We start from the raw sequence: 17,008 nt of genomic DNA on the forward strand, positions 1-17,008 counted from the left end.
ATGTTTTCTCAAGCGATAAATCTCATTATTGTGTATGTTAAAAATCAATTAGTTTTTCTTGCTCAGTCCATAAGCACAAAACTGATAATTTTTAAGCAAAAGATATACCAATAATTTCTAAAATATGCCGTTGAATGGGCTTGTATTTAACAGGAGATATAGAAGAGAAAATCTGAGATGGCGGCGGGAAATTTACTCTGAAATGAGGTTCGATTTGCGACCTAATACTAATTAATTTTTATTCCTATCAACAGAATAACTATTTATCTTTTATCATTGATCTTCAAAAGAAAAATATTATTTTTAAGTTCTGCTATGCTTAAGAAATACTTTTTTAAATATCACCAATACTTAAAGTAGATGACTTTTCATGTGCATCTACTTTGCCAAATAAATGATCAAACTGAATGTGAAAACAGTAGACTTATTTTAACTGCCGCAACTGATTCTTTGCCCCAGTATGGTTATAGTTGGTGGCCAGATTCTGCAGTACTCGTTTGGCCTGAACCTTGGAATTTGGAATACGGTTAGCATAGACTGGAATACTGCTTAAACAACGTGCCACTAGCATGCCGGATTCGGTATAGACACGTGTTCCTTCTGTACCCTGTAATTTGCCATAGTTATAGGCACGCTGGGCATTATTGCAGGCATTGTTCAGGTTCTTACCGCTATTGATATCACGGCGTGCAGCTACATACAGTTTCATCTGCTGCTGTTGTGGCGTTTCGATACTACTTGTACGAGCAGCGGGAACAGCAATCACTGCCGGTTCAACAGCAGGGATTTTTATCTCTTTCTTATCGGCTTCTTTTTTATCTACTTCCTTTTTCTCATCTTTGACTGAGGTTTTGGCTGCATTCTTTTCAGCAATTTTATTAGACTTAGCCGTAGTTTTATGGCCCTGATAGAAATGACGCGCTTCAGACGAGCTTTGAAGCTTGCTCAGAATCCGTACTGTGCGGGTAGTATTATTCTTATCTGGCTGACGTTCAGAAATCGGCTCAATAGAAACAATCCAGTTTTGTCCTTGAGGCATCGTACATTGATAGGCACCAATACCCTGAGTGACATAACGGTTTTTGCTTAAACGGTTCTTCTGGGCAGAATCTTTTACTGAAGCCAATTGGCTCTTATACAGTAGAGAAAACTTGCCGCCCCGTTCATGACAATACTGGCTTAAGGTGGTTCGTGGATAGAGGGATTGTGGCTCCAGATGCTGCTTGGATTTTTCCCATGAATAAACATATTCTTTTGCCGAACCGTCAGCCTGTTTCAAGTTTCTTTTAACAATCAGTTCTTGAGGACTTACATAAGGATGCTGCATATCTGATTTCATTTGCTGAATACTGTTACATCCAGCCAGGCTTGCTACACATATTGTTGGAATTATTAATTTTAGCTTCACTGCTTATCTCCCCCAGGCCTCTATAACATATAGCAAATGTGCCAAAACAACAATCTCAACAGATTGATAAATATAAAAATATAGCGAGACCTATCACTAAAAATGAGGAATAGAGTGCCTAATTCATCTAGCTTATAGCCAGATAAATTGATCAAATTAACATTCTTCAAGTCAACAAATACGCTGGATTATTCGCCAATTAGAAGATAGAGCAGTAGAAAAAAAGATATAAAAAAACCGAAGAAACAGATCAGTTCTCCGGTTACTCATTCAACAAAAATTAGAGATATTATTATCATGGATGATAACGGCAATTATGCTCTCTATCGCTGTCTGAATGAGATTATAATTTGAATAATTTCCTTTACGTACACTAATTATTTTTATACGTCATATTATTGGAAATTAAACAGCACCCTGGCTGGCCTTTAAAATTCTAGACAAGAAAAAATAGCTTGAATACCCTAATATTGGGATGTTTTAGTGCCATTCATCCTAATTTTTTAGCACCTCTCTAGATCGTAATTTTCAATTGGATTTTGAATAAAAATTAATCAATAAAAAAGCCAAACCTATGATGGTCTGGCTTTTAAAATTGTCTATGAATATAAGAAAAATTAATCGAGATGGGATTCAAATGCTTTCAAACGTTTATAGATGGAGAGCAATTCAATAATCGTAGGCCAGGATAAAATCAGATATTGGAAGGATTCACGAACTTTACCGAACACATTCAGGATCTGCATCATCAAACCGAGTGTAATCGCACCCGCGGCAATACTTGGAAACAAAATAAATAATCCGTAAATATTGTCCAGTTGTAGATACCAGATACGAACCATATTGAAATAGGCATAGTGGAAATACAAACGGAAATAATTCTTACGTACCCGGCTAAACAGTTCTTGCAAGATAAGCGGGTGAGCACGATCAGCATAATCTTCACCATAAACCAGCTCTTTACGATAAGCCGCTTCAACTTTCTGATTATTGAATTCCAGTCCAGGGAGTTTCATTCCGACAATCATTAAAATCACAGTTCCCAGAACTGCCCATCCGATCGACGCCCACATTAATGCATGCGGTATTTCACCGACAATCGGCAGTACTTTTACATGACTCGATAACTCATACAGGATTGGCAGGAAAGCCATTAATAGCATCAGAGATTCAATGAGTGAGACACTCAGCTGTTCCGTAGTTTTGGCAAAACGCATGGTATCTTCCTGAATACGCTGTGATGCCCCTTCAATATGACGTAACTTTTCCCAATGCGCCGTATAGTAGTCATTCATCGCCGTACGCCAACGGAAAACATAATGGCTGACAAAGAACAGGTTAAACACCGCCAGCGTGACATAGACCATGGCAATATAAATAAAGGTCAATGCACCTTGATATAGTAGGCTGACATCTCCGCCTCCTTGCGTGAGCATATTCTGGATCTGGTCATAGAATGGACTATACCATTCATTTAAGACGACATTAACCTGCACTCCAAACCAGATATTGAACAGGATAAAGGCCGAGCCCCATACAGACCAGCGCTGCCAGGGATGTTTCGCTTTAAAATACCAGAAGGTAGCGAATATCGCGGTACTCACAAAAAACCAGAGATAAAACCAGAGAAATTTTGGCGCCCAGAAGCGGCTGATTCCTATCGGCATTTTAAGATCATGATAACCTTCGGTCATACCCAAATAGACACCCCAGCCTGATCCACCACTATGCCAAAGGCCAAGATTGATCAGAAACCACAGTACCAGACTACTAAAGAACCACACTGGTTGTGGAAAAAATGACTTAAACATTGGGGCTTAATTCTCCTTATAGATGTACGGGTCATCCAAATGACGCACAGTTTATTCTTATTTTCAGACTTTCAACGAACTGCAGCATAAATTTGCAATTCAATGTAAAAAATTACATACAAACACAAAATCGCTAAAGCTGAATTAATATCAGATTATATGATTCTTGCCTTAATACTAGCGCATAACGTACGCAATAGAATGGAGGAGATCATGACTGGCCTGTCAAAAAGTGACAAGTAGATTTTGCGCTAGATTGACTATTTGGCACCGTTTGTCTCCTTCTCTTCTTTTCGTCGGTAAATAGACTGAAAATATTCGAGTTTAAGAAACACAAATCGTTTGAAAATTAAATCTTAATCTCTATCCCTTTAATTTACTGACTTAAGCGCTTTTTAAGAAAAATTGACCGACTTGTTGACTTATGTCTCGGTTTTTCAAAAATTAGTTAAATGTGCAAAAATCATGTTAAGATTAAAAAACAGCGAAGTATCAATATTTGGGAATAAAAATATGGAAAGTTCTGTGATTGAATTACTTAAGCCAGTAACCTTGGAAAAGGAAAACTGTCACCCGATTATTTTTGAAGCTGGTACTGTTTTAAAAGTTTTGATGCAAACCCCTACCAGTCTTTTAGTCAGTAATGATGATGACTTTAACTTTACTATTCCATTGAAAGATGAGAACGATGTCTGGAGAGAGCTATAAGCACTCTGCTCTCCTCTTTATGGGGTTATGTCTACACCTAGTCTCTCAACGATATAACCCTCTCTCTTCTATGTAGCACCAAGATTTTATAATTTATCCTTCCTTTCAAAACTGGCTTTAATAAAAAATTAATAGGCTGCACTATATTCTTATTTTATATTAAATGTGTTTTTTAATATTTCCAATTTAATACCTATTATTTAATAGAAAGCCAATGAATTAATTTTTAGAAATATAAATCAAAACCATTTTTTACATTAAATAATCAAAAGAATCTTATTTATAGCAATCAAACTTACTCAATCACTTAATATGCAATACCTTAAATATCATTATTAATATATTAAAAATCACTGAAAAATTATTTTACAAATATACAAAGAATATCAACTTTTTCTGCTGAATATTTCCAAATTTTACAAAGTAACTTTACATGTCAAAAGTGTTTCTTTTCTGCGCCTAAAGCCATTTTGAAAAATAGAGTATGTTATAAAACTAATTAGATTAAAAATCACACAGTTTAACTCTAAATTTTAATCTATTTTATATCAAGTACTTAGGTGGATTTATGTCAGGCATACATAGGGAACAAGATTTAGAAGATTCATCTAGCTCATCTTTTTATATATCGCCAAAGATGATTTTAAATGATTGCAACCTGAATATGGACTCAGACCAGGTTGTTTTATTTCTTGATATTGACGGAACAATCTCTGAATTTCACCCAGATCCAGATAAAAGTATAATTCAACCTGAAATTATAAATATATTGGAAAATTTACAACAATATATTCAGCTGATATTAGTTACTGGTCGTTCTATTTTACAAGCACAAAAACTTATTCACCCTCTGCAATGGAATATCGCTGGATCACATGGTCTGGAATTAATCTATCAAGCTAATTTAAAGACATTAATCTCTTTAAATAAGTCGCAGCTACAAGCCCTAAAACAATATATTCAGGAACAGGCAGTTCAAATCCCTGATTTGCGGATCGAGGTTAAAGATTATTCTGTTGCACTACATTTTCGTGAACATCCTCAACTAGAAGATCGCGTACATGCTTTTGCGCTGGAATGTCTCAACCAGTTTTCCGACTTTGAGTTAAAAGCTGGCAAGTATGTTTTTGAACTGGTGCCCAAAGGCGCCAATAAAGGTTCAGCGATTCAACAGATTATTCAGCAATACCATCTCAATGATCATTATCCCATGTTTATCGGTGATGACCTGACCGATGAAGCCGGATTCAAAGTCATCAATGCCCTTCACGGCTGCTCAATCAAAGTAGGCCCTGGCCAGACCCTAGCACGGTACAGACTGGAAAACGTCTCTCAAGTTCAGGCCTTCCTGAAAGAATTTTTAAAGGTAATTGAAGTACAAGAACAACAACGATTGGAGAAATCACATGTCTAAACTCATTGTGTTATCAAACCGTGTGAATCTACCTAACCCAGAAAGTATGAAGGCTGGTGGATTGGCTGTTGCATTGCAGGATGCATTGCAAGATATAGGCGGTATCTGGGTTGGATGGAATGGCTCCAGAGTTGACCAGAACAAGGAACAGAAATTTCAGATTCTGAAACATCAGAATGTGGAATATCATACCAGTGCACTGAGCGAAGCCCAGTACCAGGGTTATTATTGTGGTTTTTCTAATAATGCCTTATGGCCGTTAATGCATGACCAGCATCAACGTGTTGAATATCAGCCGCAGGATTTTAAAACCTATAAAGATGTCAATTTGCGTTTTGCCAAACACCTGAAACAGGTGGCTTCACCACATGACATCATCTGGATTCATGATTATCATTTTCTGAGTGTTGCGCATTACTGTCGTAAATTAGGTATGCGCAACCGGATTGGGTTCTTCCTGCATATTCCTTTCCCCGAACTAAAACTTTGGCAAACGCTGCCTCCTTATCAGGAACTGGCCCGACATCTGGGAGATTTTGATGTCATCGGTCTGCAAACTCCACGCGATCAGGCCAACTGTATTGATTTCCTGGAACAGGTATTAAATATCCAGCATCGTAATGATGAAATCCTGAGTTATCAGTCTAAACGGATTTATGTGAAAGCTTATCCAATCGGTGTACACCCGGCGCAGATTCAGAAGCAGACTGCTGAGAGCCAAGTCACTGACCTGCCCTTTGATCTGGATAAAGCACATGCCCATAAGACCATTATTTCGGTTGACCGGATTGATTACAGTAAAGGGCTGCTGGAGAAAATTCATGCATTCCAGGAGTTGCTGGATGAACAGCCTGAATTTAAAAATCAGTTCCAGCAATTACAGATTGCCTGCCCATGTCGACTAGATGTGAACAGCTATAAAAAACTTTATGAACAGTTCCAGGCTGCGGTGCAGAATTTAAACCATCAGCATGGCAATGCAGACTGGCTGCCTTTTGACTGTAGCTATGACACTTTGGGTCATGAAGCCCTGATGCAGCTCTATCGTAAGGCGGATATTTGCTGGGTGAATTCAATCCGTGACGGGATGAATCTGGTCGCCAAAGAATATATTGCTGCGCAAGATCCATTAGATCCAGGCGTATTGATTCTGTCTAAATATGCCGGGGCTGCCGAGCAAATGAAGGAAGCCTTACTGGTCGATCCTTATGATCAGGACAGTATGGCCAAAGCCTTGAAAAGAGCCTTACGTATGCCTAAGTCGGAACGCTTGGAACGTTACCGCTATTTACAGCAAGGTTTAAAGAATTTCGATATCATTCGCTGGCGTGATCAGTTCCTGTCTGATCTGAAAAAATCACAAAGCTTGCGAATTTATCGACCAGTGGCCAAAGGCATCTCGACCCAGTTCAATATGCATGCCTAAAGTCTGAAAAGCCCATAAAAAACACCAGCTTTATGCTGGTGTTTTGTGGTCTAGGCTGGCAATAAGACCTTCTGCTTTTTCTGATTCTTTGTGACCGGCAGTCAGATGGTTCAAGATTACAATACTCATTAAAGCAACTGCGATGACCGTAAATACTAAACGCAAGCCAATAATTTCACTACCGAAACCTACCAGCGCTGGTCCGATCAATGAACCGGTATAAGCAAATACCGATACATAAGATAATGCTACATGAGAAGCCATAGTTTTTTGACGGCCTGCACGAGAGAACATCAATGGAACAATGTTAGCACTACCTAGACCCAAGATCGCATAACCGGTTAAAACGACTTGCCATACTGGTGCAAAGATCACCATGAATAAGCCTGCTGCAGCCAGTAAAGCACTTAGTAAAATAGTGGTTTTTTCACCCAAGCTTTGAATGATGAGATGACCGCTAAAACGTCCAAGAACCATTAAGCCAGCAAAGAAACTATAAGCCAAACCGGTATGCGCTGCAGGTACATTAAACTGGGTTGCCAGATAAATACCGCTCCAGTCCATTGCTGCACCTTCAGACAGGAAAGATACAAAACAGATCAGGCCAATACCTAAAATTGCAAATGTTGGTAGCGCTTTTTTCGCAGGTTTTGCTGTAGCCGTATTAGTTTCTTCTGTAGTTGATGACTGACCACCTAAACAGAATGGGATTGCCAGCATTGCAATCGCAAGCAACATCACACTTACGACCAGTGCGCCAGTTAAAGGTGCCAGACCAAATCCCATTAATGTGGTCATGCCCAATACACCAACCAGACCACCCAAGCTACATACGCCATGGAAACCTGACATCAAGCTTTTATCCATGAGTTTTTCAATCTGGGCAGCCTGAATATTTACGGTTACCCCCAAAGCACCAGCACTGGCGCCAAAGAAAAATAAGGTAATTGCCATCATCAAGCTGGTAGGGCTAATCGCTAGCGCTGGCAAGATGAACAGAAATGCAGCCAGAATAACAGCCAGTACAGTACGGCAGCCAAACTTGCTTGCCATACGACCTGCCAATGGCATGGCCAGCATTGAGCCAACTCCGGCACATAGCAAAAGCAAACCAAAGTCAGCATGGTTCAGCAATAAGCGCTGCTGCGCATAAGGAATTAATGGCGCCCAGGCAGCTGTACTAAAACCTAGACTAAAAAAACACAGTGCAGTGGCGATTTTCTGCCAGAGATACGGTGATGGAGACTGAAGACGAGAAATTAGCTGTGAATTTAACATTGTCATTCCAAAAGAAAGAGCTCAGGCATCCATTACCGATCATCCATAGAAAAACCCCGCGGACTTATAGCTGAAAAATATAAGTAGCAGGGCTTAATTTGTGTGAATTATAAACAGAATTTTTCTAAATGAAATAGCTTTTAGAGATGAATTTTTAAATTTTTTACAAGTAATTGATTGTATAAAATTTATAATTTTATAGTTTTATTTGTATACGCTGATCGGTTTTTTCATTGCTTCCTGTAACTCAAGATTTTGTAAAAAACAGGCGAAACCTTCAGCAACTTTTGACTGTAGTCGGCTACTGGTTGTTACCCTTAATTGATTGGACCAGGTAATGTTGACTCCTGCCTGTTGTAAACGGCGAACAAAGTCGACATCTTCATGACAATCTAACTGGTTAAATCCATCAAAATCATTATATATACTTGTTTTAAAACATAAATTTGCACCATGGATATGCCGATGATCCATTTTGTCCTGATAGTGGTCTAAATATTTCAATCGGGCTTCCAAGCTTAAATTTTTCCATTCGTCCACTTCAACGACCCCACAAATTGCGTCAGTAGGTTGATGCTGCCACATGACTTTGAACCAGTCTTCCTGAACACATGAATCTGCATCGGTACAACAGATCCAGTCGCATCCTTGTTCAATTACTTTTTGAATTCCTAAATGACGGGTCTTACCCACCGAACGAAAATTACAACTAATGACTTCTATGCCCAGTTGCACCGCTTTGATCGCGGTTTGATCGGTACAACTGTCTAAGACAACTAAAATCTTAATCTCGGGAATATTTTCTGATGAACCAAGGTATTGATAAAATTCAAATTGTGCTTTTTTTAAGGCCAGCAAGCAGCGTTCTATAAAGGCTTCTTCATTACAGGCAGGAATAACCACGCCAATTTTATTCATTTAAGGCCCTCTTGCTCTGCCACAGATTGTGGGCTATTCATCCAGACATCAATTAGAAAATCAGGTTCCTGAAGTTGTGAACATTTTCTGTAAAGTAAGTGTGCATTTAGATGGTCATGAATATCATCACCAGTAAAGCTAAAACCTGAAATCGGTGCCCGCCAGTGACAAGCCAGAATACAGCCTTCTGCATCAAGAGCGTGCTGCAGCCAGTGGGTCAATTTCTCTAAAGCGGCCTGATCCAGATAATATAAGACTTCACTCAGCACAATTAGCTGGAATTTACGCTCTGGCAAGTCTTCCGGAACAACGCCTTGGACAAAACTGACATGAGAATAATCTTGCAGGCGTTGTTGTGCCAGCCGGATCGCTGTCGTATTGGCATCCAGACAGATGAGTTCTCCAGTATGAGGAGCCAGTTCCTGACTTAGCATGCCATTACTGCAACCGATTTCTATGGCAGATTCAAAATGCAGTTTGGGCAAGAGCGCTTTACAAATTTGACGTTTACGTTGTTCATACCAGCGCTGTTCATAATGCCATGGATCTCCCTGGTTCAGGGCATACAGAGCATCAAAATAGGCATGATCATAAGTTGATTTACTGTTCATACAGATAAACCTCCCATGGCTGTAAAACACGCTCTAATGCATATTCAGGGACAATCGGTGCCTGTTCTGTCGTCGGGTCATTCTCAATCTGACTTTTGAAACATCGTGCAGCTCGGGCTTTACATTTTAATTCTTCATCTGTCAGCCTGAGTTTGTGCGCAACCGTCCATGGAATTCGGGTATCTCCTGGTGTGGCCCAGTGCCATGCCCAGATTAAAACCTGAATATAAGGTAACTGTAGTTCAGTCGCGAGTTGCTGGACGACCTGGCCGGTTATTTCATGGTCTGGATGTCCATCATGAACAAAAGTCGTGACCAATACATCATTAGGCTGTAAATATGAATACAATTGCTGTTTGAGCAAGTCTCGCTGCTCAGCCACTTTTCCATCCTGAATATCCAAAGCAATCCGAAGAACTGGCTGTTCTAAGGACAATTCTTCGAGAGCCTGACGCGTTTCTGCTGGACGAATCTGGTTCAGTTCTTCTGGCGTATACAGACTCGAACCGGGATGGCTGGCCGTTCCATTAGTCACTGCAAACAGTACAATCTTATAGCCGAGTTTATCCAGACGTTGCATCAGTCCGCCACATCCCAGAATTTCATCATCCGGATGCGGTGCCACAATACAGACTCTGGCATCTGCAGGAATTACACTGGAAATATCAAATTCTGGCATCTGCTGTAATATTTCGCAGTTACGCCATTCTTCCACCCGTGTCCCTTCCCCATGGATCACACGATCTTCGACAATCTCATGTTTTAAAGTGCCCATAGTTCTTCCTCCTGTGCGCTTAGTTCTCCAATACGCTCAAGATCAAAGGCAGCATGGCTTTGACGGATAAATACCGGCAGATCTGCTGCGAGCTGGGCAAAATAAGAATTGGTACAATAAGGCGATGCGCCAAGTGCTTTTCCGACCTGGTTCAGTACATTTAATGCAGTAGCTTCAACCTGCGCACGCAAAGCCTGAATCTGAAGTTGATGAGGAAATTTAGGTTGCTGGTCAATCAATTCTGCAACCCGATAGAACAAAGCCTGAGTAGCTAAAAGATCACGGCTGATTTCACCCAGATACATGGCTTTATACATATGTGGTTTTCTTAACTGTTCCTGCTGCAGATATTCAGCAAGAGCTACTGTGGCACCATACCAGCAAGCAGCAACGCCTGCTGCTCCATGCCAGAATCCTACCCGATCCAGATAAGCATGTGGATCAGCGACTTTTTTGACAGGGACCTGATTAAATTCCAGTTGTGCTGTGGATGTATGCTGCATCCCTACAGCTTGCCAGACAGTATGATCATGCTGAATACCGGTCAGCTGCATATCTACAATCAATAACTGAGAGCGATTTTGTTCATCCCGATACGTCAGTAAGCCTGACTCTACCCAGCCAGAAGCGGAACACCAGGTCTTGATGCCAGTCAGCTTGCCTTCATCCAGCTGTAATGGCTGAGGCCCACCTTCTGCTGCCCAAACTGCCCAGAGCTGATGAGAATTTGCCGGAATATTTAATTCATGTAGAATTGCGACTGCATCCAGATGCGACTCAAATATTTTACCCAGACTTAAATTGGTTGCCGAGATCTGGCTTAAAATTTGCCAGCGTTTTAAAGTTTCCCCTGATGCAGGAAAAGGAACCTGATCCGAAAGTTGTACCAGTTCCTTCAAAGTCGTTTGAATATTTTCTTTAGGTTCTAATGATGAATTTTTAAATCTTTCTAATATTGAACTGAGGTCCATAAAAGTGCTTCCTCAAAAATATCGATATTGTGGTCATTTGATGAAAGCCAGTTAAGGAAAAAGTCTTTTCATCTGTTTTAAACGGGTCATTAGTCCTAGTACCTTACGGCGTGCCATAATTTCTTCTTCACTAAAAGGCAACTCTTCTCTAAGTTGACTCATAGGTAGATGGTTATGTTCGATCAGATAAATATCCTGCTCCCTGCTCCATTGCGCATTTTGCATCTGTGCCAGTAATTTTTTAGGATCTGGTCTCGCCATAAAAGTTTTATCCCTTGAAATAGAGAATAGAAGCCGAAGCTTCTATTCTCATGGTATTTATGCAGGAATAGTTTCTGCAATCAATTCACGCGCCCAAACCCGGTGATTCATGATCAAGGTCTTAAAGGTGTCTTGCACAGTATCGAATTGAGAATTTGCTAAAGTACCTTCATCACTGATCAGTTTTAGATCTTCAATCAGCTGACCTTTATCTCCTAGGAAGACAATTGGTTTCAGATGCTTATAAGCCTCAAGCAGATAGTGAGTCGCGATACCATCTTTCAGCACCATGTCATAGTTATCACCATCGACAATAACTACAGCATCATAGGCAATCGACGGTTCAGCTTTCTGCATACCATCAGATGGGATCATTGTACCTTGCTGGCTCAGAACTGGTCCTGGACGAGGTGTTAAAACATCAGCCACAGCACTCTCTGATTCAGCCCAAGCCTGTACAGCTTTAATACTGGCTTCATTGGCTTTGTCATGTGCCAGAATCGCGATTTTACGTGCCTTAATATCGGCAGGTTTAAACGCTTCAAAAGATAGACGCTTAGAAATCAGAACATCAGGCAGTTTTGCAGCTTTTTTCTCAGCTGGGATTTCAATACCCAATTGATCCGCAACCTGTTGAGCCAGCGTCAAGTCAATATTGCACAGCACTTCAAGCACTTCACGTTCACGGATATTTTGGCGTTGTACTTTACTCAGTTCGAAGACATAGGCATCAATAATATGCTTCTGCTCATGTGGTGCCTGGCTTTGATAGAATAAACGGGCATGAGTGAAGTGATCATTAAAAGACTCACTACGCTGGCGGATTTTATGACCGTCAATACGCTCCTGATAGCTTTCGAAACCACCTGCCTGAGTCGCACCTGGCGCTTCAGCCGGCCAGTTATCATCAATCGAGTTTGGTTCGTAGTTGGCCTGTCCGGTGTGAATAAGACGTTGATGCAGGCCATCACGCTGATTGTTATGGAATGGACAAACCGGCTTATTGATTGGAATCTGATGGAAGTTTGGACCACCTAGGCGGCTCAGCTGTGTATCAGTATAAGAGAACAGTCGAGCCTGTAGTAGTGGGTCATTGGTAAAGTCAATGCCTGGTACGACATGACCTGGGCAGAAAGCGACCTGCTCAGTTTCGCCAAAGAAATAATCAACATTACGGTTCAACACCATACGGCCAATTGGAGTCACTGGAACCAGTTCTTCCGGAATGATTTTGGTTGCATCCAGCAAGTCAAAATCAAATTTCATCTCATCTTCTTCAGGAACGATCTGTACGCCTAATTCCCATTCCGGGTAATTACCGGAAGCAATCGCTTCATACAGGTCACGACGATGGAAATCCGGATCCTTACCTGCCAGTTTTTGCGCTTCATCCCATACCAGCTGTGTCAGACCTTGTTTAGGCGTCCAGTGAAACTTCACAAAGACAGCTTTATTTTCAGCATTGATCAAACGGAAAGTATGTACACCAAAACCTTGAATCGAGCGTAAATTACGTGGAATAGCACGATCCGACATTGCCCACATCACCGCATGTGCAGATTCAGGTACAAGAGAGACAAAGTCCCAGAAAGTATCATGTGCTGACGCACCTGATGGAATCTCGGTTTGTGGTTCAGGTTTCAGCGCATGGACAAAATCAGGGAACTTGATGCCATCCTGAATAAAGAACACTGGTGCATCGTTGGCTACCAGGTCAAAGTTACCTTCATCCGTATAGAACTTGGTCGCAAAACCACGAATATCACGTACCGTATCTGCTGAACCGCGAGGACCTTGTACTGTAGAGAATCGAACAAAGACTGGAGTCTGGGCACCGGTATTGGTTAGAAATCCGGCTTTAGTCCATTTTTCATTGCCTGGATAAGCTTCAAAAAAACCATGTGCCCCAACACCACGTGCATGCACAATTCGCTCTGGAATACGCTCATGATCAAAATGGGTAATCTTTTCACGGAGAATAAAATCCTCCATTAAAGTTGCCCCACGAACACCCGCTTTTAGACTGTTCTGGTTATCCGAAATTTTGACACCTTGGTTAGTAGTCAGTGTCTGTTCGGTGGAGTCACTACGATATGCATCAAGCTGCTCACTTTTTTTATTGGTATTCTGCTTATCTAAACCATTTTTACCTGTGGCTGGACTGTTCGCCTTAATTTTCATGACATTTTCCTTGCTGATCTTGAGTTTAGTGAAGTCTTTTTTTACCTATCTCAAATTCGCTTGAGTTTTATTCAACATCTTGCCGTTTTTACAGAAAAATAAAGTTCCACTTTTATCTGTATATGGTGAGCTGTTGCTGAGTATGAAAATCTTTTTATTGATTTCGTCTATATCCCTAACATAACGAGATTTGACGAATACATTGCTGAGTCTTTGTAGTGGCTTGTTTAATAAAGGCACAGTTCTGTTATTTTTCTTAACTACACAGTTTTTTTTACCGAGTAACGATCACAAAGTTCGAAAAATTTAAAGCTGATAGTTTTTACTAAAAGATAAAATCATGAAATAAAGGCTTAATCATCTAAAAATGAAAACAAGTTTTTAAAAAACTGATCCAGACATTTGAGTTTTATAAGGCAAAATTAATTTCTTTATACAGTTACAATCCTGTCACCAGGCTATACAGAACGCCTAAACTTATATCTTTGCCCGTCCTATAAACTATATAACTCAGAAGTACTTAAAATTATTTCCACATCTAAATAGTGGCAAAAATCTATTTCATATAAAAGGTCATGCTGCCAAGATTTCCTATCTTTTCAGCCATGACTGGCAAATTTCTATTTTAAAAGATATCTCTCTACAAAATTGTTAAGGAGTAAAACATGGGCTCTTCAGAAAAAAATGCTAAAGCTATGAAAATTGATATTGGTATTTCTTACGAAGACCGTGCCAAAATCGTCGAAGGTCTATCTAAATTATTGGCAGACAGCTATACCCTCTATTTAATGACCCACAACTTTCACTGGAATGTCACCGGACCACAGTTCAATAGTCTGCACAGCATGTTTATGACCCAATATACCGAACAGTGGAATGCTCTTGATCTGATTGCAGAACGTATCCGGGCCTTAGGCTTTGCCGCACCCGGCACTTACCAGCAATTTGTTAAGCTGACTGCTATTAAAGAAGTAGAAGGTGTACCAGATGCCCAAGAAATGTTGCGTTTATTGGTAAATGCTCATGAAACGGTAGCTCGTACCGCACGCAATCTTTTTGAAGTTGTTGATGAAGTCAACGATCAACCGACTGCAGATTTAATCACGCAACGTCTTGATGTGCATGAAAAAACAGCCTGGATGTTAAGAAGTACTTTAGAGTAATTAATTTTTCTCATCGAGAAAACAACTGTAAAATCAGAAAATTAACTTTTCCTAAAATAAATAAGTGTTCAAATTTAATTGATATCCTTTTGAGCACTTATTTATCCCGCCTTTCACCCTATAGTGAAGGCTTTGAAAAATAAATAATTTACCTTTTAAAAGATTATTTTTTAATCAATAAATCTTTATTTATTATCTATTTAATTATATTAGGTTAGACAGAAAATTTGGCTTTTAAATAAAAATTTCTTATATTATAAAAATATAATTTTTACTAAATCAGTATTTTATTATTTTTTTGATCTTAGTCTTTTTCCATATCTTTTAAATATATTGAACAAATGGACCAAACCATTTCTGCTTACAAAATAAGCAACAGATTAAGCTTCAAAAATGCTTACAAACTGAATATTATTCATCTAAAATAGAGAACTACATCACACAATATAATTATTGAAATATATTGTATATATTTTGTATTTCTGAAAGATTCAGGGGATTAAGTTATGAGTGTTCAAAAGTTGTTCATTTCACTCAAACTTAATTTACGTAAATTGATTTTAATCCTTTTACTTGTGAGTCTGGTGATTCTTTTTTCAATTACATTGATTGTGAGCAATGTAATTCACCGACAGCAACTGATTAATAATTCTCTTGCAACTAATTATGAGTATGCAACTAAAGTTGCTTCTATTTCTGATTTATATTTTAAAAATATATTTAATGATTTAAGCCTCAGTGCCAATATTATTAAGAATGGCTTTCATAATGAGCAGTTATTAAAAACTGAATTAAACAGATTGATTCAACAATCTAATTCTTTTAGCAGTGTTTTGATCAGCGATGCAGATGGTCATGTCATCGAATATGCGCCTGAAATCTTGAAATTAGATAAAGTTACGATTATCCGGTCTTTGGGCTTTAGCAAATCACTCGAATCAAAGAAGCCTTATATTTCCTCACCCTATTATTCATTAAAAGGTAATCTGGTCGTCCTGGTTAGTTTTCCCATCTTTGATCAGAATAATAAATACCAAGGCTTTATTGCAGGGTTTATCTATTTACATGAAGAATCCTTATTAAAGACACTTTTAAGCGAAAATTATGGTTATAAAAATAGCTACTTATATGTTTTTGATAAAGAAAATAAAATTATTTATCATCCAGAAAGAGAGAGAATTGGAAAAACATTCCAACACAATACCGGTTTAGCTTATATGGAGTCTCATAGCTCAGGAAAAATAAAATTAAACAACGATATGGGAGTTAGAGAACTAGCAAGTTTTGCAAAAATTCCTACGACTAACTGGACCGTGGTGTTTCAACAGCCTACAGAAGATTTATTCGCCCAAGCCCGTCTTCTTGCCTACAAAGTGATTGGCACAATTTTTGTTATCTATATTATTATCTTTTTAATCATCTGGCGTATTTCAAAATTTATTACCTCTCCATTAAATGATCTTGCCAAAATGGCAAGTCATTTGAATGATCCAGGTATCACTGAAAAGATTAATCATATTAAGCCTTGGTATTTTGAAGTTTTTAAATTCAAAAAGTCCCTATTATCTAGTGTAAACGTTTTTAATCAGGAGATTGAAGAACTTAAACAGGATACTTTAACCGATCCTTTAACCGGCTTTTATAATCGTCGTGGCTTTGAACTATTTTTAAATGATTTAATTAGCAATAAAACTTATTTTGCTGTGGTGGTTTTGGATATTGACTATTTCAAGAAAATCAATGATCGTCATGGGCATGATATGGGTGATGTGGTATTAACCAAAGTTGCCGGATTTATTCGGGCAAGTTTTCGTGAACAGGATATTTGCTGTCGCGTTGGTGGTGAAGAATTTATTATTCTTGCGCCAGTCAAAGAGATTTCACATGCAACTAAAATCGCTGAAAGATTAAGACATAAACTGGCATCGACTTATTTACTTGAAGTAGGAATAGTCACTGGGCGAATTCAAACATGAGGTGCGACAGTTTCAAAAGCCTTATGATAATCAACAAGCTGAGCAAATTTCTCTAATGGTGTAAGCCAATCTAACGCTTTTCTAGGACGAGTATTCAGTGACATGGC

The 17,008-nt window shown here is 39.2% G+C and carries 14 protein-coding genes and 1 pseudogene; 5 read left to right on the forward strand and 10 right to left on the reverse strand.

The annotated features are described in order from the left end of the window. Positions 1–424 precede the first annotated feature (424 nt). Together FTV12_RS12290 and sbmA are read right to left on the reverse strand one after the other, a co-directional pair. Positions 425–1,408, reverse strand: a complete 984-nt coding sequence (locus tag FTV12_RS12290; protein ID WP_180034143.1) for a hypothetical protein — start codon at positions 1,406–1,408, stop codon at positions 425–427. 617 nt (positions 1,409–2,025) lie between these two features. Continuing rightward, a complete protein-coding gene (sbmA, locus tag FTV12_RS12295) occupies positions 2,026–3,219 on the reverse strand; it encodes a peptide antibiotic transporter SbmA (protein ID WP_180034144.1) in 1,194 nt (397 codons plus the stop codon). 513 nt (positions 3,220–3,732) lie between these two features. Between sbmA and FTV12_RS12300 the strand changes: the two genes are divergently transcribed. From FTV12_RS12300 to FTV12_RS12310, 3 genes are all read left to right on the forward strand, one after another. After that, positions 3,733–3,927 (forward strand): hypothetical protein, encoded by a 195-nt coding sequence (locus FTV12_RS12300; RefSeq protein WP_125279298.1) that lies wholly within the window; start codon positions 3,733–3,735, stop codon positions 3,925–3,927. Positions 3,928–4,495: 568 nt separating this feature from the next. Continuing rightward, positions 4,496–5,341: a trehalose-phosphatase gene (gene otsB, locus FTV12_RS12305; RefSeq protein ID WP_180034145.1), complete on the forward strand. Its 846-nt coding sequence runs from the start codon at positions 4,496–4,498 to the stop codon at positions 5,339–5,341. Next, on the forward strand, positions 5,334–6,767 hold the full coding sequence (locus FTV12_RS12310; RefSeq protein ID WP_180034146.1) for a trehalose-6-phosphate synthase: 1,434 nt from the start codon (positions 5,334–5,336) through the stop codon (positions 6,765–6,767). Before otsB ends, FTV12_RS12310 begins: the two co-directional genes overlap by 8 nt. Positions 6,768–6,797: 30 nt before the next feature. Here the strand turns inward: FTV12_RS12310 and FTV12_RS12315 are convergent, their stop codons facing one another. From FTV12_RS12315 to katE, 7 genes are all read right to left on the reverse strand, one after another. Further along, the gene (locus FTV12_RS12315) at positions 6,798–8,045 is read right to left on the reverse strand and encodes an MFS transporter (RefSeq protein WP_180034147.1); all 1,248 of its coding nucleotides are present in this window, start codon (positions 8,043–8,045) and stop codon (positions 6,798–6,800) included. Positions 8,046–8,249: 204 nt separating this feature from the next. Beyond that, positions 8,250–8,963 carry a glycosyltransferase family 2 protein gene (locus FTV12_RS12320; RefSeq protein WP_180034148.1) on the reverse strand — a complete coding sequence of 238 codons (714 nt, stop codon included), beginning with the start codon at positions 8,961–8,963 and terminating at the stop codon, positions 8,250–8,252. Further along, a complete protein-coding gene (locus FTV12_RS12325) occupies positions 8,960–9,574 on the reverse strand; it encodes a class I SAM-dependent methyltransferase (protein WP_180034149.1) in 615 nt (204 codons plus the stop codon). Before FTV12_RS12325 ends, FTV12_RS12320 begins: the two co-directional genes overlap by 4 nt. After that, positions 9,564–10,349 (reverse strand): PIG-L deacetylase family protein, encoded by a 786-nt coding sequence (locus FTV12_RS12330; protein WP_180034150.1) that lies wholly within the window; start codon positions 10,347–10,349, stop codon positions 9,564–9,566. The genes FTV12_RS12325 and FTV12_RS12330 overlap by 11 nt, the downstream gene beginning before the upstream one ends. Beyond that, positions 10,337–11,320: an acyl-CoA dehydrogenase gene (locus FTV12_RS12335; RefSeq protein ID WP_180034151.1), complete on the reverse strand. Its 984-nt coding sequence runs from the start codon at positions 11,318–11,320 to the stop codon at positions 10,337–10,339. The genes FTV12_RS12330 and FTV12_RS12335 overlap by 13 nt, the downstream gene beginning before the upstream one ends. Before the next feature lie 51 nt (positions 11,321–11,371). Next, a complete protein-coding gene (locus FTV12_RS12340) occupies positions 11,372–11,581 on the reverse strand; it encodes a hypothetical protein (RefSeq protein ID WP_166135421.1) in 210 nt (69 codons plus the stop codon). Positions 11,582–11,638: 57 nt separating this feature from the next. After that, the gene (gene katE / locus FTV12_RS12345) at positions 11,639–13,762 is read right to left on the reverse strand and encodes a catalase HPII (RefSeq protein ID WP_180034152.1); all 2,124 of its coding nucleotides are present in this window, start codon (positions 13,760–13,762) and stop codon (positions 11,639–11,641) included. A 665-nt stretch (positions 13,763–14,427) separates the two neighbouring features. Between katE and FTV12_RS12350 the strand changes: the two genes are divergently transcribed. Both FTV12_RS12350 and FTV12_RS12355 read left to right on the forward strand, forming a co-directional pair. After that, on the forward strand, positions 14,428–14,925 hold the full coding sequence (locus FTV12_RS12350) for a Dps family protein (protein ID WP_004783133.1): 498 nt from the start codon (positions 14,428–14,430) through the stop codon (positions 14,923–14,925). Positions 14,926–15,431: 506 nt separating this feature from the next. Beyond that, positions 15,432–16,901, forward strand: a complete 1,470-nt coding sequence (locus tag FTV12_RS12355; RefSeq protein ID WP_257220890.1) for a sensor domain-containing diguanylate cyclase — start codon at positions 15,432–15,434, stop codon at positions 16,899–16,901. Here FTV12_RS12355 and FTV12_RS12360 read toward each other — a convergent pair. Continuing rightward, positions 16,892–17,008 (reverse strand): annotated as a pseudogene (locus tag FTV12_RS12360) (IS30 family transposase); the annotation flags it as partial. The gene FTV12_RS12355 and the pseudogene FTV12_RS12360 sit on opposite strands and share 10 nt — an antisense overlap.

The sequence above is a fragment of the Acinetobacter sp. YH12233 genome (genome assembly GCF_013417725.1).
Lineage (GTDB): Bacteria > Pseudomonadota > Gammaproteobacteria > Pseudomonadales > Moraxellaceae > Acinetobacter.